Annotated in this window: 16 protein-coding genes and 2 pseudogenes; 9 read left to right on the top strand and 9 right to left on the bottom strand. The window is 43.4% G+C overall.

The genetic code is table 11. From position 1 onward, the window contains the following. Positions 1 to 161: 161 nt before the first annotated feature. Positions 162 to 1,025 carry a DMT family transporter gene (locus tag R3O62_RS05295; RefSeq protein WP_005779605.1) on the top strand — a complete coding sequence of 288 codons (864 nt, stop codon included), beginning with the start codon at positions 162 to 164 and terminating at the stop codon, positions 1,023 to 1,025. A 9-nt stretch (positions 1,026 to 1,034) separates the two neighbouring features. On the opposite strand, the gene R3O62_RS05290 is transcribed toward R3O62_RS05295, so the two are convergent. From R3O62_RS05290 to R3O62_RS05270, 5 genes are all read right to left on the bottom strand, one after another. After that, positions 1,035 to 3,221 (bottom strand): S46 family peptidase, encoded by a 2,187-nt coding sequence (locus tag R3O62_RS05290; protein ID WP_317472459.1) that lies wholly within the window; start codon positions 3,219 to 3,221, stop codon positions 1,035 to 1,037. A gap of 51 nt (positions 3,222 to 3,272) precedes the next feature. After that, complete coding sequence (locus R3O62_RS05285) at positions 3,273 to 4,640, bottom strand: TIGR00341 family protein (RefSeq protein ID WP_005779608.1); 1,368 nt, start codon at positions 4,638 to 4,640, stop codon at positions 3,273 to 3,275. Positions 4,641 to 4,642: 2 nt separating this feature from the next. Then, positions 4,643 to 6,139, bottom strand: a complete 1,497-nt coding sequence (locus R3O62_RS05280; protein ID WP_044299575.1) for an oligosaccharide flippase family protein — start codon at positions 6,137 to 6,139, stop codon at positions 4,643 to 4,645. Between the two features lie 15 nt (positions 6,140 to 6,154). Then, positions 6,155 to 7,183: a Holliday junction branch migration DNA helicase RuvB gene (gene ruvB, locus R3O62_RS05275; RefSeq protein WP_005779612.1), complete on the bottom strand. Its 1,029-nt coding sequence runs from the start codon at positions 7,181 to 7,183 to the stop codon at positions 6,155 to 6,157. A 192-nt stretch (positions 7,184 to 7,375) separates the two neighbouring features. Then, entirely contained in the window at positions 7,376 to 8,074 is a 699-nt protein-coding gene (locus R3O62_RS05270) for a DNA alkylation repair protein (protein ID WP_005812333.1), read from the bottom strand. 106 nt (positions 8,075 to 8,180) lie between these two features. On the opposite strand from R3O62_RS05270, the gene R3O62_RS05265 reads away from it, so the two are divergent. Together R3O62_RS05265 and R3O62_RS05260 are read left to right on the top strand one after the other, a co-directional pair. Further along, complete coding sequence (locus R3O62_RS05265; RefSeq protein ID WP_005812336.1) at positions 8,181 to 9,413, top strand: nucleoside recognition domain-containing protein; 1,233 nt, start codon at positions 8,181 to 8,183, stop codon at positions 9,411 to 9,413. 90 nt (positions 9,414 to 9,503) lie between these two features. Then, positions 9,504 to 10,322 (top strand): annotated as a pseudogene (locus tag R3O62_RS05260) (arginase family protein). A gap of 100 nt (positions 10,323 to 10,422) precedes the next feature. Here the strand turns inward: R3O62_RS05260 and R3O62_RS05255 are convergent. Further along, entirely contained in the window at positions 10,423 to 11,295 is an 873-nt protein-coding gene (locus R3O62_RS05255) for a hypothetical protein (RefSeq protein WP_032530749.1), read from the bottom strand. Positions 11,296 to 11,458: 163 nt separating this feature from the next. After that, positions 11,459 to 11,884, bottom strand: coding sequence for a hypothetical protein (locus tag R3O62_RS05250; protein WP_032530750.1), 426 nt, complete (start codon positions 11,882 to 11,884; stop codon positions 11,459 to 11,461). A gap of 444 nt (positions 11,885 to 12,328) precedes the next feature. Between R3O62_RS05250 and ybeY the strand changes: the two genes are divergently transcribed. Beyond that, positions 12,329 to 12,748: an rRNA maturation RNase YbeY gene (gene ybeY, locus R3O62_RS05245; RefSeq protein ID WP_032530751.1), complete on the top strand. Its 420-nt coding sequence runs from the start codon at positions 12,329 to 12,331 to the stop codon at positions 12,746 to 12,748. Positions 12,749 to 12,830: 82 nt separating this feature from the next. Here the strand turns inward: ybeY and R3O62_RS05240 are convergent, their stop codons facing one another. Next, positions 12,831 to 13,163 carry a hypothetical protein gene (locus tag R3O62_RS05240; protein WP_234168558.1) on the bottom strand — a complete coding sequence of 111 codons (333 nt, stop codon included), beginning with the start codon at positions 13,161 to 13,163 and terminating at the stop codon, positions 12,831 to 12,833. A gap of 229 nt (positions 13,164 to 13,392) precedes the next feature. On the opposite strand from R3O62_RS05240, the gene R3O62_RS05235 reads away from it, so the two are divergent. Next, positions 13,393 to 13,518 carry a hypothetical protein gene (locus R3O62_RS05235; protein WP_255469881.1) on the top strand — a complete coding sequence of 42 codons (126 nt, stop codon included), beginning with the start codon at positions 13,393 to 13,395 and terminating at the stop codon, positions 13,516 to 13,518. Here the strand turns inward: R3O62_RS05235 and R3O62_RS05230 are convergent. After that, positions 13,499 to 13,798 (bottom strand): annotated as a pseudogene (locus R3O62_RS05230) (tetratricopeptide repeat protein); the annotation flags it as partial. The gene R3O62_RS05235 and the pseudogene R3O62_RS05230 sit on opposite strands and share 20 nt — an antisense overlap. Before the next feature lie 14 nt (positions 13,799 to 13,812). Here R3O62_RS05230 and R3O62_RS05225 point away from each other — a divergent pair. From R3O62_RS05225 to uvrC, 4 genes are all read left to right on the top strand, one after another. Then, on the top strand, positions 13,813 to 14,139 hold the full coding sequence (locus R3O62_RS05225) for a hypothetical protein (protein WP_269110224.1): 327 nt from the start codon (positions 13,813 to 13,815) through the stop codon (positions 14,137 to 14,139). A gap of 392 nt (positions 14,140 to 14,531) precedes the next feature. Continuing rightward, positions 14,532 to 16,409 carry a tRNA uridine-5-carboxymethylaminomethyl(34) synthesis enzyme MnmG gene (gene mnmG, locus R3O62_RS05220; protein ID WP_005779630.1) on the top strand — a complete coding sequence of 626 codons (1,878 nt, stop codon included), beginning with the start codon at positions 14,532 to 14,534 and terminating at the stop codon, positions 16,407 to 16,409. A gap of 51 nt (positions 16,410 to 16,460) precedes the next feature. Beyond that, complete coding sequence (locus R3O62_RS05215; protein ID WP_080546255.1) at positions 16,461 to 16,997, top strand: adenine phosphoribosyltransferase; 537 nt, start codon at positions 16,461 to 16,463, stop codon at positions 16,995 to 16,997. A 51-nt stretch (positions 16,998 to 17,048) separates the two neighbouring features. Further along, positions 17,049 to 18,875: an excinuclease ABC subunit UvrC gene (gene uvrC, locus R3O62_RS05210; protein WP_186993241.1), complete on the top strand. Its 1,827-nt coding sequence runs from the start codon at positions 17,049 to 17,051 to the stop codon at positions 18,873 to 18,875. Positions 18,876 to 18,903: the final 28 nt, after the last annotated feature.

Genomic DNA, 18,903 nt, shown 5'->3' with positions numbered 1-18,903 from the left:
ACACCAACCGGAGAGAAGTCCGAAATAAACGATTCTGGAAGGGTCAGAAAAGCAAAAAGTCAAAATGATAAGAAAAGATTAAGTCAAGGTTCCCTTATTTATATTGTCCCCAAAAACACTACCTTTGCATGAATTAAAAAAACAGGTAATAGTTTTCGGGTATGAACAAATTTAATGGTTTCCTTTACGGTCTGCTTTCATCGGCCTCCTTCGGGCTGATTCCTCTTTTCACCATCCCTGCCATGCGTGAGGGAATGCACTTCGAATCCATCCTGTTTTATCGGTTCCTGTTCGCCTGCTTAGCTTTGGGATGTATCCTGTTGCTCGACAAACAGTCTTTCCGTATCAGCCGCAAAGAAATCCCTTCGCTGTCGCTACTTGCCTTCCTCTATCTGATGTCCGCAGTCTTCTTGTTCTGGGGATATAAATTCATGGCAAGCGGGGTAGCCACTACCATCCATTTCATGTATCCGGTACTGACCACGCTGATTATGATGATCTTTTTCCGCGAAAAGAAGTCAGCCTGGCGCTTCTTCGCCATCGCTCTTGCCGTAGTCGGTGTCTCCTGCCTTTCTTACGGCGACAGTTCCGGTGGAATTACTGCCATCGGATTGTTCATCGTTCTCCTGTCGGCTTTGGGATATGCGCTTTACCTGGTTACGGTGAGTCAACTCAAGATCGGACAGATGAAAGGGCTAAGGCTTACTTTCTATGTTTTTCTGTTCGGTACGCTTTTCCTGCTGGTGGGGATAGGCGCGACCACGGGTATTCAAGCCATTCCCGACTGGCATACGGGAGGAAATCTGCTGCTGCTGGCATTGATTCCAACCGTAATCTCTAACCTGGCATTAGTACAGGCCGTAAAAAGCATCGGCTCCACGCTCACTTCCGTACTTGGAGCCATGGAGCCGGTAACAGCTGTTTGTGTAGGTATCTTTATGTTCGGCGAACCCTTTACGCGAAGCATCGGAATCGGCATTCTGCTCATAATCTCAGCAGTAATCGTAATCATACTGAGACGTTAGGGTAAGGGCTTACTTCTTTCGGTCTTCTATTTTCAGTTCTTGTATCAGCTGGCTTGCTTTTCCGAACTTTTCGATAATGAAGAGCATATATCGTACATCGACCCCGATACAGCGTTGTACTTCGGGTTCGAAAACGATATCGCTACTCATCGCTTCCCAATTCCCGTCGAATGCCAACCCCAGCAATTCACCGTTGCCGTTGAACATGGCACTGCCGGAATTGCCACCCGTAATGTCATTGTTTGAGATGAAACATACATTCATATCTCCCTTTTCGTCGGCATAACGTCCGAAATCACCTGATGCCAGCAGGGACAGGACCTCCGGCTGTACAGCAAAGTCGGGGTCACCACTGTGCTCCTTTACCTTCTCGAAAATTCCCTTTACCGTGGTATAATAGTCATAGTCGGCACCGTCGTAAGGTGAATAGCTGCCTATGGTACCGAAACTCAGCCGCATTGTCGAGTTGGCATCCGGATAGAAATTGCGGTCGGCATACATCCTTCTCATGGCGGCATTAAACTCGCGTTCGTCCTTTTCTATATTATCAGAAGCCTCAGCCATCTGACTACGCATATCGAAAAATTTCACAATCAGATCAATGCCGAGCGAAACTGCAGGGTCATCAACCATATGGAAAGTAGTATCGCGTTCCAGGAAACGCTTCAAGCCGCGTGGAGAAGTGATCTCAGAATGAGCATACAATGAATCAACATACATCTGCTCATTGCCTCCGTAAAGCGTATCTATGGTTTGGTAAAGATCGGGCAGATATGCCTGGTCCACTTTGCTCCGATACTCCTTCAACATGGCTACAAACACTTCTTTATCAATGGTCACATCATAGTTTGCATATTTATCGAGCAACTTCTGGAGCTGAGCCACCACCTGCTTCTGTTCCGCTTCGAAGTCGAAGTTCAGGATGGTCAGCGCAAATTGCACCAATTCAGGACCGTTAATAAACGACTCTCCGAAATAGGCCATCGCCCGGTTCACCTCTTTACGATCCTTGTAGTTCAGTTCGAGCGACGACATCAGGTGCAGCAACTTCTCCCGTTCTGACGGAGTCTTCTGAATCCACTTTCGGAGCGCGTCTTCCGCCTGACGCTTCTTATCCAGCACCTTTAGTTTACGTATGGCTTTATTGGTCCCGATACTGTTTTTCCAGTAATTGGAACTTTCGTCATATTTCGACGCATATTTGATACGGATAGAATCTCTCCGGTCCATCTCACGTTTCCAAATGGCCTGTTTCACTCCGCGGACGTCGATCATAGCCTGATTCATCCCGTTCATCATTTCCTCGATACCAAACGAAGAAAGATAACGTTCTGTACTGCCGGGATAGCCCAACGTCATGCAAAACGAACCTTCTTTATATCCATCCAACGTAATCGGAGCTACATATTCGGGGTGATAGGGCACGTTATCGGGCGAATAGTCCGCAGGGCGGTTCTCCTGATCGGCATAAATGCGAAAGACACAGAAATCGCCTGTATGACGGGGCCACATCCAGTTGTCCGTGTCCCATCCGAACTTACCGATAGAGGACGGTGGCGCAAACACCAGACGCACATCGTTGAAATCGCGGTAAACGGAAAGCCAAAACTCATTGCCTCCGTAATAAGCATCTACAATGCCAACCAATGTGGAGTCTTTTTTCGAGACTTCATCCTCTATTAATATCATCATCGAATCGATGGCTAAACCTCGTTCAGCTTCGGTCATACCGGGTGTTGTAGCTTTCAGGACCCGGCGGGTAACGTCTTCTGTACGTAGCAGGAAGCGGACATACAACTCGGGATTGGGCAACTCTTCTTCCCGGCTATGCGCCACGAACCCGTCTTTCAGATAATCGTGGTCAACCGAACTATGTTGTTGTATGCTGCTGAACCCGCAGTGATGATTGGTAAATACCAGGCCATCCTCGGAAACGACTACTCCCGAGCAGAATCCTCCGAAACTGACCACAGCGTCTTTCAGCGACGGACGCTTCGTACTGTAAAGCCGGTCGGCAGGCATCTGCAATCCCAGTTCTTTCATCGCTTTACGGGTTTCTTTATTCAGATTGCCCAGCATCCACATACCTTCATCGGCATGCAATGAAGCCGGGTAGAGAAAAAGCAAAACCAGACACAGAACTTCCCCCCATCTCTTTCTGCTACAGAAAGAGTTAATTACTTTGTTTCTATTCATTTATATTAATCATGTTTATTCATCTTCTTCTCTCCCGCCATATGCTTCCCGTCATTCTTCAACAATCAACCGGAGTTTCTTGGCTCCTACCCGCGCCTGAAGCCACGCACTGATTTTCTCCTTTTCATCGTTCTTCGGATGGCGGGTAAACTTCAGCACGGCAAGTGCAATTGTATCTGTTTTCATCGAATCGACCGTCGTCTCAATCGTATGCGAAATAGATAAAGCCGTCACCGAAGGATAAAGTACTTTCAGTTCCGGAATGATTTTCCGGCTCATTTCATCGTAAGACTTATATCGTTCAAGGCTCTTCTGGAGTGTGGTTATCTTGACTTGTTGTTCCTGCAAACGTTGCTCGCTATTCTTATAGAAATCTTCCATTACCATGGCACGAATTGACGAGAGGTCCATCGCATCGTTATTGTTCATTCCCTGCAAAACAATCAGCTTCGTATTTTCCAGTTTATAGTCTTTCATCTTGCTGCGGGCAATGGCGATGGAAGCTTCCGGCACTTCCGGACCGATCAGCACGACACGGATCTCGCATGAATCTCCTTCGTAATGGATCTTCTTATTCAGAACCTGGGTATTATCAAAGTTGAGTTGTTCGGAGACAAAACGATTGGCCGCCGTCTCGAAAAAGGTACTCCGGATAATTCCCATCGTAAGATAAATAGCCGGACACATAGTCAGAATCACGATAAATACGATATATTGACGTACCTTCTTTTCACGGTTCTTGTCTACAAACTCTTTTCGCTGGAAGTGCATCAGCCGTACACCGATAAACGTGGCAAGACTGATAAATACGGAATTGATGAAATAGAGGTAGAATGCTCCCAGAAAATAGATCAGATTGCCGGAAGCCAACCCATAACCTGCCGTACAGAGAGGCGGCATCAATGCAGTAGCAATGGCAACACCCGGAATTACATTTCCTTTCTCTTTGGTAGAAAGGGCAACCACTCCGGCAAGTCCACCGAAAAGTGCGATGAAAACGTCATAAATTGTCGGTGACGTGCGTGCCAGCAACTCCGACTGCGCTTCGGCAATGGGAGTAAACAGGAAAAAAATAGTAGCCGTCGTCACGCTGAACGCCGTAGTAATCAGGAAGCTTTTCAGAGAGCGTTTCATCAACTCAAAGTCGTTCAGCCCTACCGATAGCCCCACTCCCATGATTGGTCCCATCAACGGTGAAATCAACATGGCACCAATAATGACGGCCGTCGAATTGACATTCAGTCCGAGTGAGGCCATGAAGATAGCAAAAATCAGAATCCAGAGGTTAGCCCCTTTGAACTCCACACCTTTCCGGATGGAATCAACCGTTGCCAGTTCGTTGTCTTTGTCCTTTCTCAGGTCCAGATATTCTCTGAGAAATGCCTTAACGGCAAAAATGTTTCGATTGTCTGCCTTCATAACTATTTCTTCTTAATAAATCGGTTAATCACAGGAATCTGGCTCAATGGCAAATCCGTCCGGATAACATAAGCCACAAATATCAGTAACAAAACGGTACGGAAAGCCAGGCGAAGTACCACATTTTGAATAGGTATCAGCTCTCCTGCCGCATAGAGCACTGCTGTAAGCAACACATACATACCGAGGTGCTTCAAGTCATAATGGATGGGGTATTTTTTCTGTCCGATCCAATAAGACAGAACCGTAATTACCCCATATCCGGCTACCGAAGCCCATGCCGAGGCCACGAATCCGTAAGTGGGAACCAGCAGTACATTCATTCCGACGATAATAGCACATCCGACCATGGAGAAATAAGCTCCCCAACGAGTTTCATCGATCAGCTTATACCAGAACGAGAGGTTAAAATAGATGCCTTTGAATATTTCCGCGCCAATCACGATGGCTACCACACTAAGTCCAGCCCAATAGTCGGGCGGCACCATATAACGCAAAATATCGAGATAGAACATGACTGCCAGAAAGGCAAGCAGCGCAAAAATAAGGAAATACTTCATCGCCTGGGCATACATCCGGCGATTGTCTCCTTCTCTTTGCTTACCAAACACAAACGGCTCATAGGCATAACGAAAAGCTTGAGTGAACATAGCCATCACCATGGCAATCTTGGTGGCAGCACCGTAAATGCCAAGTTGCACCAACCCTTCCTGACGATCGGTAAAGAGGAAAGGATAGATAATCTTATCCACCGTCTGGTTCAAAATGCCCACCAGGCCAAAAATCAATATCGGAAAAGAATAGACAAGCATCCGCTTCAACAGTGCCTTGTCCACCCGATAGGCAAAGCCACGAAGCTCGGGAATCAGGCAAAGAAGTTGCAAACAGGTCGTTATCAGATTGGTGACAAAGATGTACCCTACCAGATAGGTCGGATTATAGAACCAATCCACCGATGCGGGAAAATGCACATGCAACCACGGGCAAAGCAACAGGAAGAACAGGTTCAGAACGATATTGGCAATGATGGAAATGAACTTAATGGCAACAAATTTAATGGGACGCTTTTTATAACGCAGATAAGCGAACGGGATGCACAGGAAAGAATCGAGCGCCATGACCACTATCATCATCCCGATGAAGTCAGGATGATCGCCATAGTCCAGAAAATTAGAAACAGGCTGAAGGAATGTCAGACAAAGGACGGCAAAGATAAGTGAAATACCTCCTACCGAGATCAGTGAATTGGCATATACTTTTGCCGGATCTTCTTCCGACTTATTGGCAAAACGGAAAAAACCGGTCTCCATCCCGAACGTCAACAGTACCATAATCAACCCCGCCCAGGCATATACGTTGGTGACAACCCCATATCCGCCGGATGCGGCAGGTAAGACCGCTGTATGTAACGGCACCAACAGATAGTTCAGAAACCTACCAACCATACTACTCAGCCCATACAGGGCTGTATCTTTTACCAATGACTTTAATCCGGCCATGTTGTTTTTGTGTATCTAATCATTAAACAGTGTCTTCTGACTATCGTAAAGGCTGCGCCCAAGATGTTTGTAAGCCAGTTCCGTCACCTCACGTCCCCGGGGAGTACGCTTCAGGAACCCCTCCTTGATAAGGAATGGTTCGTATACTTCCTCAATCGTTCCGGCATCCTCACCCAGGGCAGTGGCAATCGTTGTCAATCCCACCGGGCCACCCTTAAACTTGTCAATAATGGTGCAGAGAATCTTATTATCAATTTCATCCAGTCCGTATTTATCGATGTTCAGTGCTTCAAGCGCATAGTTAGCAATCTCCGTGTCGATAGACCCGGAACCTTTCACCTGTGCAAAGTCGCGCACCCTGCGCAGCAGCGCATTGGCTATACGAGGGGTTCCACGACTCCTTGAAGCTATCTCACCGGCTGCCTGAGACGAACAAGGCACGTCGAGTATACCTGCCGAACGGCGGATAATGCCACTTAATATATCGTCGTCATAATACTCCAAATGCAGATTGATACCGAAACGGGCACGCAAAGGAGCCGTCAGCAAACCGCTGCGAGTTGTTGCCCCCACCAGTGTAAACGGGCTCAGATCAATCTGGATACTACGGGCCGAGGGCCCCTTATCGATCATGATATCGATACGATAGTCTTCCATGGCCGAATAGAGATATTCTTCCACTACCGGTGAAAGACGGTGAATCTCGTCGATAAACAACACGTCATTCGGTTCAAGACTGGTCAGCACCCCGGCCAGATCACCCGGTTTGTCGAGTACCGGTCCGGAAGTTATCTTAAATCCCACACCCAACTCGTTAGCGATAATATTCGATAAAGTAGTCTTCCCCAATCCGGGAGGTCCATGCAGCAATACATGATCCAGCGCTTCACCCCTCAAGCGAGCCGCCTTGACAAAAATGCGGAGATTATCGACCACCTTGTCCTGCCCGTTGAAGTCTTCAAAGCTCAATGGACGGAGGGCGTTCTCGAAATCCCGTTCTCTGCTGGTCAGTTGATGATCCCGTATATTAAAATCTTCTTCCATTTCTTTTTTATAAATAGGTAGCAAAGATATAGATTTCATCACAGAGTAGCACAGCGTTTCACAGAGTTTTTCCTTTGAAACGAGAAGTTCACCACAGAGGACACAGAGTTCACAGAGGATGACATCCCTATAAGCAAGAGATTAAATCTCTCGGTTCCCCGGATCCCTGTAGCCAATCCTGCAATACCCCAATTAACGCTTCATGTAATATTTTCGTTCGGCTTCCGTCAGTTTTTCTATCGAATAACGCAACATAGTTCGTGGCATCACCATCCTGTATTTATCCAAGAATTGCAACAGCAAGTCCCGGTCCTTCTTTCCCATCTCACGGAGCATCCAGCCTATAGCCTTCTGCATCAGGTCGTGCTTATGCTGCAACAACAACTCTGCCAGACGAAGAATATCGGTGAAATCGTTATTTCTGATCAAAGTAACAGTAGCCACTACCGCGATGCGCTGCTCCCACAGCAGATTACTCTCAGCCAGCCGATAAAGATCGTCACGTGATTTATCTCTCAGATATTCGCCTACAATATAAGGAGCCGACAGGTCTACCAAATCCCAGTTGTTAATACGTTCCGTTTGAGACAGATAGAAACGATAGATAGCCTCCCGCTCTTTCTCGTCGGACTTTTTAAACCGTTCCACCATCATCAGCAATGCACACAACCGGCATTCGTGCCACTCCGACTGAAGCAATTCGGCCATTACCTCAAAAGGGATGTCCTTATGCCTTTTAGCCACAATACGAGTATTGGGCACTACTACCCCAAGAAACTTGTCACCTTCGCCATACTGCCCTTTTCCGGTTTTAAAGAATCCGGGAAGATATTCCCGCTTCACCGGATCAACATAAGTCTCCAGTTCTTTTTGAATTTCTATCGATTTCATCGAGACAATTGAGTTTATAAAGTTACATCCTGACAAAAATAGGCAAAAAAGCCACAATGAATAGAAACATATTCTTAATTTTGTAGGAAAATTAACGGGCATATTTATGGTTCTAAATTATATCTGGATTGCGTTCTTTGTGATTGCTTTCGTAGTTGCCGTCTGCAAACTCCTGTTCTTCGGCGATACCCAAATATTCACGGAGATTATCAATTCTACTTTCGACTCTTCTAAAACAGCATTCGAGATTTCCCTCGGACTCACCGGTGTCTTGTCCCTTTGGCTCGGAATAATGAAAATCGGTGAAAACAGCGGACTGATCAATGCCCTTTCACGCTGGCTGAGTCCGGTCTTCTGCCGCTTGTTTCCGGACATTCCGAAAGGACATCCGGTCATGGGTTCTATTTTTATGAATATGTCTGCCAATATGCTGGGACTCGACAATGCCGCTACCCCCATGGGACTGAAAGCCATGAAAGAGTTACAGGAACTGAACCCTAAAAAAGACACCGCCAGTAACCCCATGATTATGTTCCTGGTGATTAATACTTCCGGATTGATCATCATCCCTATCAGCATTATGGTCTACCGGGCACAGATGGGAGCTGCACAGCCAACGGATATTTTCATCCCCATCTTGCTAAGTACCTTTATCTCCACACTGGTAGGAGTCATCGCTGTCAGTATTTCCCAGCGCATCAATCTGATAAACAAAGCGATATTGACACTTATGGGTTGCCTGAGCCTTTTCTTTGGCGGAATCATTTACCTGACAGCTACGCTTTCACGCGAAGATATGGGAATTTATTCAACCTTGACAGCCAATGTGATCCTGTTTTCTGTCATCATATTATTTATCGGCACAGGCATTCGAAAAAAAATCAACGTATACGATTCTTTTGTAGAAGGTGCCAAAGAAGGCTTCACCACAGCAGTCCGCATCATTCCTTACCTGGTGGCATTCCTCGTTGGAATCGCGGTTTTCCGTACTTCGGGGGCTATGGATATACTCGTTGGAGGTATCGGCTCCATTGTGGCATTCTGTGGACTTGACACCGGTTTTGTAGGTGCACTGCCGACTGCCTTAATGAAATCACTCAGTGGAAGCGGTGCCAATGGCTTGATGATCGATACCATGAAGCAATTCGGACCCGATTCATTTGTCGGTCGCGTGAGCTGTGTGGTTCGCGGAGCTTCCGATACCACTTTCTATATTCTGGCTGTTTACTTCGGCAGCGTAGGCATCACGAAAACACGTAATGCGGTGACGTGCGGACTGATTGCCGATTTTGCCGGAATCATTGCAGCAATTCTAATCAGTTATTTATTCTTCTTTTAAAAAGAGTCGAATATATTAACCGGACAAATTATGATTATGGAAAAGAAAACCACTACCATCCGTCTTATCTATCCCCAGTGGTAAGGGGAAGTGATAGCTCACTGAATGCCGGATATTCCGGCAGAAAATGCCTCAAGAGGCTATTATTGGAGAGCACAGTTTCTAAGCATGTTGGCACCTGAAAGCACTCACCGTACAATTGAAGTGCCAGTTTCTATGGACATAAATGACCGGGCGACAGAAAACGGCATTTGTTCGTACCGGGTTACATTGGAACAGACCCGATCAGCACTCCATTCTTTACAGGAAAACAATCCAGATAAGATAATTACACTCGGTGGCGAATGCTCGGTAAGTGTTGTCCCATTTACCTACCTGGCCGAGAAATATCCTGATGATTTGGCCATTGTCTGGATAGATGTACATCCCGATGTAACCCTCCCCTATGATGAATACCAAGGATATCATGCCATGGCATTGACTGCTTGCTTAGGAATGGGTGATAAAGAGATTATAAGCCTTTTCCCGGGAAAAGTCAAAGCATCTAATACTCTCGTGGTAGGTCTACGTTCTTGGGATGCAGGAATGAAAGAACATCAACAAGAATTAGGTATCCAAGGGCTATCTCCGGCAGAAGTCCGTAACGACAGTTCGGCAGTACTGGGATGATTGAAAAGCACCGGAGTATCTAAAGTAGTCATTCACTTAGATTTAAATGTTTTAGATCCGGCAGAGATCATTGCCGGTGTAGGTGTCGAATCGGACGGGATGAAAATAAATGAAGTGGTAAGAGTAATCAATAATATTGCTTCCGGATATGATTTGGTAGGACTCACCATAGCGGAGCCGATGCCCCGAACGGCAATCAAACTGAGGAACCTGCTCCATCAGTTGCCACTCATAAGGTAGAAACAATCCCCGGCGTTTGGCGTACAAGAAAAGAAATGGTGAAATTCAAATTATATGTGTGCTTAGAACTAAACATAAAATCCTCGTACCGCTAATCAGTTTAAATGATATCGTCTTCCAATTTCCCATCTTCCGAGAGTATTTCTTTGCCATTTTTCTCTACAACAAGAGTGATGTCTGCAATCCCCGACACGGCTATTTTATTACGGAACACCTTGTATTCATAGATATTATTTTTAAATGTAATCACGTGATTTCCTCCACTTCCACTAAATTCTATTTTTCCGTTTTCCAAGACTAAATCCGGCTTGGTCGATTCCGAGTTCTCTTTCTTCCAACAGGCATACCGGTACGTGCCCTTTTTCAGTTCATCTATCCTTATAAGATAGTTTTTTGTCTTAAATTTATATACTTCCCCCTTGAAGTCATGTCGCAAACCTGGGGATAGGCCACCTTTTACTTTGGAGGTAAGTTTCTTGGCAAGCTTTTTCTCATATTTGCTTTGATAATTCACAGCTGTAATTTTTCCGTCGTAATCCATCCAAAGTATGCCATCGTCGAACATTATTCCTCTCCATCCCATTTCCGACCATTGATCAAGATTCGAACTCGTAATGATACGGATTAAATCTTCATCGAAGATTGAATCGAATCTTTCTTTCAATTCCACTGCATTCTCAACACTTGGTATAGGAGATATCCTCTTCAACGGATAAACTATATTTTCGGATATTTCGTCGACAGCCTTTTGCCGGAACAATTTTTTGAGATATTCGATGTTTTGTATATTAGGATTCTGCCCATCGTTACTTTGTACGTTCTTTTGCATCGTATCAATTTTGGATATTGACCAAACGACTGCTTTTTTACCGCCTTGTTCCTCTGCCTTGTAACCATACGCCGAAAGTCCTATGAAGCTGAATAGGGAAATCAAAATATACGGTATTACTTTTTCCTTTATTACTATTTTCATTGATTCAGTTATTCTTCTTAAACGATTTATATTTCATCTTCGGGCGGTACAAAAAACTACTTGGTCAGTACCGCTGAACAATATATTCCCAAAATTGCTCTTAGCTTGCGAATTTTGCTTACCCCAAAGGCTTCCCATCTCATCTTCCCCCGGGTGTTACTCCTTATGCGATTCTTCTCCTTAGGAACTCCAGATCGTTTTTGATAAGGGCATTCAGACATTCAATAACATCCTCTTTTGTTTGACCAGTGATCTCACTGACATAATCCTCCACGACCGTTTGTGGTTGACGAAAAAACTGCTTCTTCACCACGCTTATAGGACGTTTGTAAAAGATATAAAATTCGGGATCTTCGGGATCACCGACAGCCGAGATCGTAAGCCCGTTTTTATTCGCTTTATTCTCCACTTCCAGCGAGGGGGAAAAATAAATGTCCATCTTCCTCGTTTCAGCGACTTCTATCTGCTTCAGATAATAGCCCCACTGAAAATCATTGAACAACCCAATAACGCAGTCAGGGGCTATCATTCCTTTTTCTATCACTTTCGGATTAAGTGGTTCGCAAACACTGTATCTAAACTCTGTCATAGTATTGCATGTAAATAGTAATATCTGACTTGGATAATTGTCATTTGCAAATATATAAAAAACAAAATAATTACGGTCTCAAAAGATAGTATTCTTTCTGTCCAATGATACTCCGATCGGACAACCTACCCAATTCAACATTTCACGATTTTTCCTCTATACCGCTTCTACTTTCCGAAGATTTGGTTATATTTGCAAGCAAATAGTGTCTGAAAACCAGGCAAATAAGTTCTTTGAAAACGATCTTAAATCCTACTACCAACCCAAAGGAAGTAACGGAACAGTATAATTCATCAGCCTTATTACTGCGATTTACGCTTATCCTCAATTTTAATTCTTATCTTTGTCTTTGAAAGAAGGAAACACTTTTTTTAAAGTACATCGGAAGCACGGTAATTCTCCCCAAAAACTGCGTATTCCGATCATTATAAAAAATCAAATAATATGGCCGTAACTTATCAAACAGAGGGTATCAAAATGCCTGATATCAAGAAACGCGAGACTACCGAATGGATCAAAGCTGTAGCTGCCACTTATGGGAAAAGGATCGGTGAAATCGCCTATATATTCTGTTCGGATGAAAAAATACTGGAAGTAAACCGCCAGTACTTACAACACGATTACTATACAGACATCATCACCTTCGACTATTGTCAAGGTGACCGTCTTTCTGGAGATTTATTTATTAGCCTGGAAACGGTAAAGACTAACTCAGAACAATTCAATACGACTTATGACGAGGAATTACACCGTACCATCATTCATGGAATCCTCCACCTTTGCGGCATTAATGACAAGGGACCCGGAGAGCGGGAAATCATGGAAGCGGCAGAAAACAGGGCATTGGCTATAAGGAAACAGTGATACTTGAAAAATAATAAGGTGGAATGAAGTAATTTCTTCATCTTTACTCCACTCCACCTTTACAGGTAAACTCAAGTTCAGGTTATTTTTTTAGCAGACACTTTGACAAAGGAATATAAACAGAGAATTGCCAGTTTGAGAAACGGCTATCTTTAAAAGCCGAAATCTTATTATTTTTCACAAGTCCTTGTTTATAAGAAAAGGCAAGTTCAGCAGGCCCAAAATCATAGCCAATTTTAGCCAATACAGGAATATCAAATGTTCTTGTTTCCCATATATAATAGGTTGGTTGTACTCCCACACCTACATGAAGTCCTTTCACTATTTGAAAGTTACATGTTCCTGCCAATGACAAAAACAAATTCTGTTTATCACCGGATGCCTCACTATATATCGTATTCTCTTCAGCAGACAAATAGCTAATCCTATAATCACACTTACTATATCTAAACAGTGCGTCTACATCATAAAAAAACGTCCTTTCTGAGGAATACATTAATACATTATGGTCTTCAGTAAAGAATCACATTGATAAGAGCGATAAAACGCATCAAACGCTTTCTGATAAAGAGATTGAGTAAAAATAAATCGATGGTATTAATTGGGCTAAAGCTTGGCTTTATAAAGGGCGGATCCAAAAACAAATGAATATGACTGAACAGGCTTTGAAGAGTTGCTTTACTGCTTTGCAGGGAGTTGAAGGAAATACCGGGGAGGAATTAAAGCTGAAAGGAATGCTATATGAAGATATGGGATCTTTTTTAGCATAATAATCTAGTGCGGCATCAATCGTGAATCGCAGGGAAGAAGTCGCAAAAAGTTTTTATCAGTAGCCTGCGTCAAAAGTAAACTGAAATATGCTCGGTCACCCGCTGAATAAGTAGAAACATCAAGTTTACGAAGATAAGCCAACGTACGTTCAGGAGATATCTCCATCAAAGAATCGGCATATCTCAAAGAATACGGATACGGTGACGAAGAGCGTTGACAAGAAACTACTCCGCTCACTAAAGACAATAAAAAGATAAAACCAACAAATGTCTTATTCATAATTATAATGCTTTATGATGACAAACTTACGATTCTTTTCAGCCACTTCCAAATTTTTCAAGGGAAGACAACTGTCTATCTGTCATTCTGTATTTTTAAACCTTTCTAAAACGCTCTATTTCCGTCCAACCAAACAATACTCAAAAAAACGCTGGCATTTTGAATTAGATAAATTCAATAAGATAAGAATTTATACCCTTCCCAAGCAAAAAGACCAAACAGAAAACCAGAACATGGATATTAGAAAGCAAAAAATAGATGCATTCAACAAAAAGACATTTAATAGCATAAACACTTCTGATGAATTTCAGAAAAAGAAAAGGTGTTTTTTACACTATTAAATAGCTTATTGAGTGTAAAGTTCATCCTCTTTTAACAAAAAACCAACTTCATGCTAATACGATGTTAACTTCGTACTTGGAAAGAATTAGTATCTTATCAACAAAAAGTTAACTTCCCGAAGGTATGAAGTTAACTTCATTTGACCGCCTACGCTCCAAAAGAGCCCCAATTGCTCATATTTTTGGCTATTGAGAACATTTCGTCCCAAATAGCGTTTTTTAAAACGTTCAAATCACAAACGTTTTGACAGTAAAAAGGCAAAATTAAGATCTTATCGATAAATTAAATCATTGGTTTGTGATACCTATAAACACTTAAAACTTATTGCATAAAACCCGCAACTGGCAACTTTTTCGTAACTTTGCGCGGTTAAGAAATAAACATTGATTCAATGGATTTTAAGTACGACGTTATTGTAATTGGTGCTGGACATGCAGGCTGTGAGGCTGCTGCAGCGGCAGCAAATTTAGGCTCAAAAACCTGCCTTATCACTATGGATATGAACAAGGTGGCGCAAATGAGCTGTAACCCTGCTGTAGGGGGGATTGCTAAAGGACAAATTGTACGTGAGATAGATGCTTTGGGTGGCTACATGGGATTGGTAACAGATCAGACAGCTATCCAGTTCCGTATACTAAATCGTTCGAAAGGACCGGCTATGTGGAGCCCGCGTGCACAGTGCGACCGGAATAAATTTATCTGGACCTGGCGTGAAATATTAGAAAATATACCTAATTTACATATCTGGCAGGATACCGTAAAGGAAATCATCGTTGAAAACGGAGAGGTTGTGGGACTGAAGACTTTCTGGGATGTGACGTTTCACGCCAAATGCATCGTATTGACCGCAGGAACTTTCCTGAACGGACTGATGCATGTAGGAAAAACAAAACTTCCGGGTGGACGTATGGCAGAACCGGCCTCTTACGAATTAACCGAATCCATCGCGAAACATGGCGTTGAATACGGACGAATGAAGACCGGCACTCCTGTACGTATTGACGGAAGAAGCGTACATTACGAACTGATGGACACCCAGGATGGTGAATGCGACTTCCACAAATTCTCCTTCATGAATACCAGTGTGCGACATCTTAAGCAATTGCAATGCTGGACGTGCTTTACAAATGAAGAAGTACATGACATTCTGCGCAACGGCCTATCCGATTCTCCCCTTTTCAACGGGCAAATACAAAGTATCGGACCACGCTATTGCCCGAGTATCGAAACAAAGATCGTAACCTTTCCCGATAAAGAACAGCACCAGTTATTCCTTGAACCGGAAGGGGAAACTACGCAGGAATTATATCTGAATGGATTCTCTTCATCTTTGCCGATGGATATACAGATAAAAGCACTGAAGAAGATTCCCGCTTTCAAAGACCTCGTTATTTATCGACCGGGATACGCTATCGAATACGACTACTTTGATCCGACACAACTAAAACACACGTTGGAATCGAAGAAAATCAGAAATCTCTTCTTCGCCGGACAAGTAAATGGTACTACCGGATATGAAGAAGCCGGCGGACAAGGTATCATTGCAGGTATTAATGCACACATCAATTGCCATGGCGGGGAGCCTTTCACCTTAGCAAGAGATGAAGCATATATTGGCGTATTAATCGATGACCTCGTGACTAAAGGAGTTGACGAACCTTATCGCATGTTTACTTCACGAGCCGAATATCGCATTCTTCTTCGCATGGACGATGCAGATATGCGACTCACAGAAAGAGCATACAAATTGGGGTTAGTAAAAGAGGACCGCTATGCTTTATTAAAGAGCAAGCGTGAAGCAATAGAAAGCATCGTAAACTTTGCCCGTAACTATTCAATTAAAGCTGCATTAATAAACGATGCACTTGAAAAATTAGGGACTACTCCCCTACGCCACGGATGCAAGTTGATTGATTTGATTAATCGTCCGCAAATTACAATAGAGAACATCTCCGAACACATACCGGCATTTAAACGCGAATTAGAAAAAATCACAGATGAAAGGAAAGACGAAATTCTGGAAGCTGCAGAAATTCTAATCAAATATGAAGGCTACATTGGACGGGAACGCATCATCGCTGACAAGTTGGCGAGACTTGAAAGTATTAAGATAAAAGGCAAGTTCGATTATGACAATCTTCAATCACTTTCGACTGAAGCCCGGCAGAAGCTTAAGAAAATCGATCCCGAAACAATAGCGCAAGCAAGCCGGATTCCCGGTGTTTCGCCAAGCGACATCAACGTATTACTGGTCCTTTCCGGACGATAGGGCACTTGCGTTTCACGTGAAACAAAACATTTAAAGAAACGATATAAAACAATGATTATGAGCAAAGAGAAGCTTAAAAAAAGCATCCGGGAAATACCGGATTTCCCAATACCCGGAATTTTATTCTATGATGTCACTACACTGTTCAAAGACCCGGAGCGCCTCCAGGAGCTCTCGGATATTATGTACGAAATGTACAAAGACAAAGGGATCACCAAGGTAGTAGGTATCGAATCACGGGGCTTTATTATGGGCCCGATTCTCGCAACCCGCCTCGGAGCAGGATTCATACCTATCCGCAAACCCGGGAAACTCCCTGCCGAGACAATGGAAGAAAGCTATGACAAAGAATACGGCAAAGATACAGTGCAGATACATAAAGACGCCTTGAACGAAAATGATGTAGTATTATTGCACGATGACCTGCTGGCAACCGGAGGCACAATGAAAGCCGCCTGTAATCTCGTAAAGAAACTCCATCCGAAGAAAGTATATATCAACTTCATTATTGAATTAAAAGAGTTGAATGGGAAAAAAGTATTCGAAAACGACAAAGACGTAGAGGTACAATCCGTATTGTCGTTATAAATAAAATGAATATATTTGCAGGGCATAGTGATAATCACTATGCCCTTTTTTATGAATACAGATCAAGAACTTAAAACCAGCGAATACTTAAAAGGAATTGTTTCAAACCTTCCTGAAAAGCCCGGCATTTATCAATATCTGAATGCCGAAGGCACCATTATCTATGTAGGAAAAGCAAAAAACCTGAAACGAAGAGTTTATTCCTATTTTAGCAAAGAACATCAACCCGGAAAAACCCGTGTATTAGTAAGCAAGATCGCAGACATACGCTACATCGTAGTAAATTCAGAGGAAGACGCGTTACTGCTTGAAAATAACCTGATCAAGAAGTATAAGCCGCGCTACAATGTCCTGCTGAAAGACGATAAAACATATCCGTCCATCTGTGTACAGAACGAATACTTTCCAAGAGTATTCAAAACCAGGCGTATCATCCGAAACGGTTCATCCTATTACGGCCCATATAGTCACGCTCCGTCCATGCATGCCGTACTCGATTTGATAAAGCACTTATACCCTTTACGCACATGTAGCCTAAACCTTTCACCTGAGAATATTCGTGCAGGGAAGTTCAATGTATGCCTTGAATATCACATCAAGAACTGTGCCGGACCATGCATCGGACTGCAATCACAAGAAGAATACCTGAAAAACATCTCTGAAATAAAAGAGATCCTTAAAGGGAATACTCAGGAAATAAGCAAAATGCTGTACCAACAGATGCAGGAATTAGCCGCTGAAATGAAATTCGAGGAAGCACAAAAGGTGAAAGAAAAATACGCATTAATCGAAAATTACCGTTCGAAATCCGAGGTTGTCAGTTCGGTGCTGCATAACATAGATGTATTCTCGATCGAAGAAGACGGTGAGAAATCAGCTTTCATCAATTATCTCCATATCACAAACGGAGCTATCAATCAGGCTTTCACTTTTGAGTACAAGAAGAAACTGAATGAAACAAAAGAAGAACTGCTCACATTGGGCATTATCGAAATGAGAGAACGTTACAAAAGCGCTTCGCGTGAGATTATCGTTCCTTTCGATATAGAAATGGAGTTGAACAACGTCACATTTACCATACCTCAGCGAGGCGATAAAAAGAAGCTGCTGGAACTATCTCTACTCAACGTAAAACAATATAAGGCTGACAGGATGAAGCAAGCTGAAAAACTGAATCCCGAACAACGCAGTATGCGTCTGATGAAGGAGATTCAGCAGGAGCTACATCTGGACAGATTACCGATGCAAATAGAATGTTTTGATAACTCAAATATCCAGGGGACAGATGCAGTGGCAGCCTGCGTAGTCTTTAAGAAAGCAAAGCCATCAAAGAACGATTACAGAAAATACAATATCAAAACAGTTGTAGGTGCCGATGATTATGCCTCAATGAAAGAGGTTGTCAGAAGACGATACCAACGCGTCTTAAAGGAAGAATCTCCCCTGCCCGACCTGATTATCACTGACGGTGGAAAGGGGCAAATGGAGGTAGTCAGACAAGTAATGGAAGAGTTGCAACTGGACATCCCTATTGCCGGGCTTGCCAAAGACCGCAAACACCGAACTTCTGAAGTGCTTTTCGGTTTCCCACCTCAAACAATCGGCATCAAACAGCATAGCCCTTTATTCCGGCTATTGGAACAGATCCAGGATGAAGTACACCGCTTCGCCATTACTTTCCATAGAGACAAACGTAGCAAACGACAGGTATCATCCGCTCTGGACAGCATCAAGGGAATCGGGGAAAAAACGAAAACCCTCCTGCTGAAAGAGTTCAAAAGCGTAAAACGTATCAAAGAAGCTTCTATGGAAGAAGTGGCCACGGTAATAGGTGAATCGAAGGCAAAAATCGTAAAAGAGGGTCTCAATAATCGCTAAAAATAGCTATCTTTGCAATAGTAAAGAT

This window comes from Bacteroides hominis (genome assembly GCF_033042785.2).
Classification (GTDB): Bacteria; Bacteroidota; Bacteroidia; order Bacteroidales; family Bacteroidaceae; genus Bacteroides; species Bacteroides hominis.
This window is presented reverse-complemented; position numbering and strand designations above follow the sequence as displayed.

Bases quoted from the DNA above. Each gene is read 5' to 3' on its own strand.
- R3O62_RS05295 (WP_005779605.1), top strand. From the start codon at position 162: ATGAACAAATTTAATGGTTTCCTTTACGGTCTGCTTTCATCGGCCTCC.
- R3O62_RS05290 (WP_317472459.1), bottom strand. From the start codon at position 3,221: ATGAATAGAAACAAAGTAATTAACTCTTTCTGTAGCAGAAAGAGATGG.
- R3O62_RS05285 (WP_005779608.1), bottom strand. From the start codon at position 4,640: ATGAAGGCAGACAATCGAAACATTTTTGCCGTTAAGGCATTTCTCAGA.
- R3O62_RS05280 (WP_044299575.1), bottom strand. From the start codon at position 6,139: ATGGCCGGATTAAAGTCATTGGTAAAAGATACAGCCCTGTATGGGCTG.
- ruvB (WP_005779612.1), bottom strand. From the start codon at position 7,183: ATGGAAGAAGATTTTAATATACGGGATCATCAACTGACCAGCAGAGAA.
- R3O62_RS05270 (WP_005812333.1), bottom strand. From the start codon at position 8,074: ATGAAATCGATAGAAATTCAAAAAGAACTGGAGACTTATGTTGATCCG.
- R3O62_RS05265 (WP_005812336.1), top strand. From the start codon at position 8,181: ATGGTTCTAAATTATATCTGGATTGCGTTCTTTGTGATTGCTTTCGTA.
- R3O62_RS05255 (WP_032530749.1), bottom strand. From the start codon at position 11,295: ATGAAAATAGTAATAAAGGAAAAAGTAATACCGTATATTTTGATTTCC.
- R3O62_RS05250 (WP_032530750.1), bottom strand. From the start codon at position 11,884: ATGACAGAGTTTAGATACAGTGTTTGCGAACCACTTAATCCGAAAGTG.
- ybeY (WP_032530751.1), top strand. From the start codon at position 12,329: ATGGCCGTAACTTATCAAACAGAGGGTATCAAAATGCCTGATATCAAG.
- R3O62_RS05235 (WP_255469881.1), top strand. From the start codon at position 13,393: ATGAATATGACTGAACAGGCTTTGAAGAGTTGCTTTACTGCTTTGCAG.
- R3O62_RS05225 (WP_269110224.1), top strand. From the start codon at position 13,813: ATGATGACAAACTTACGATTCTTTTCAGCCACTTCCAAATTTTTCAAG.
- mnmG (WP_005779630.1), top strand. From the start codon at position 14,532: ATGGATTTTAAGTACGACGTTATTGTAATTGGTGCTGGACATGCAGGC.
- R3O62_RS05215 (WP_080546255.1), top strand. From the start codon at position 16,461: ATGATTATGAGCAAAGAGAAGCTTAAAAAAAGCATCCGGGAAATACCG.
- uvrC (WP_186993241.1), top strand. From the start codon at position 17,049: ATGAATACAGATCAAGAACTTAAAACCAGCGAATACTTAAAAGGAATT.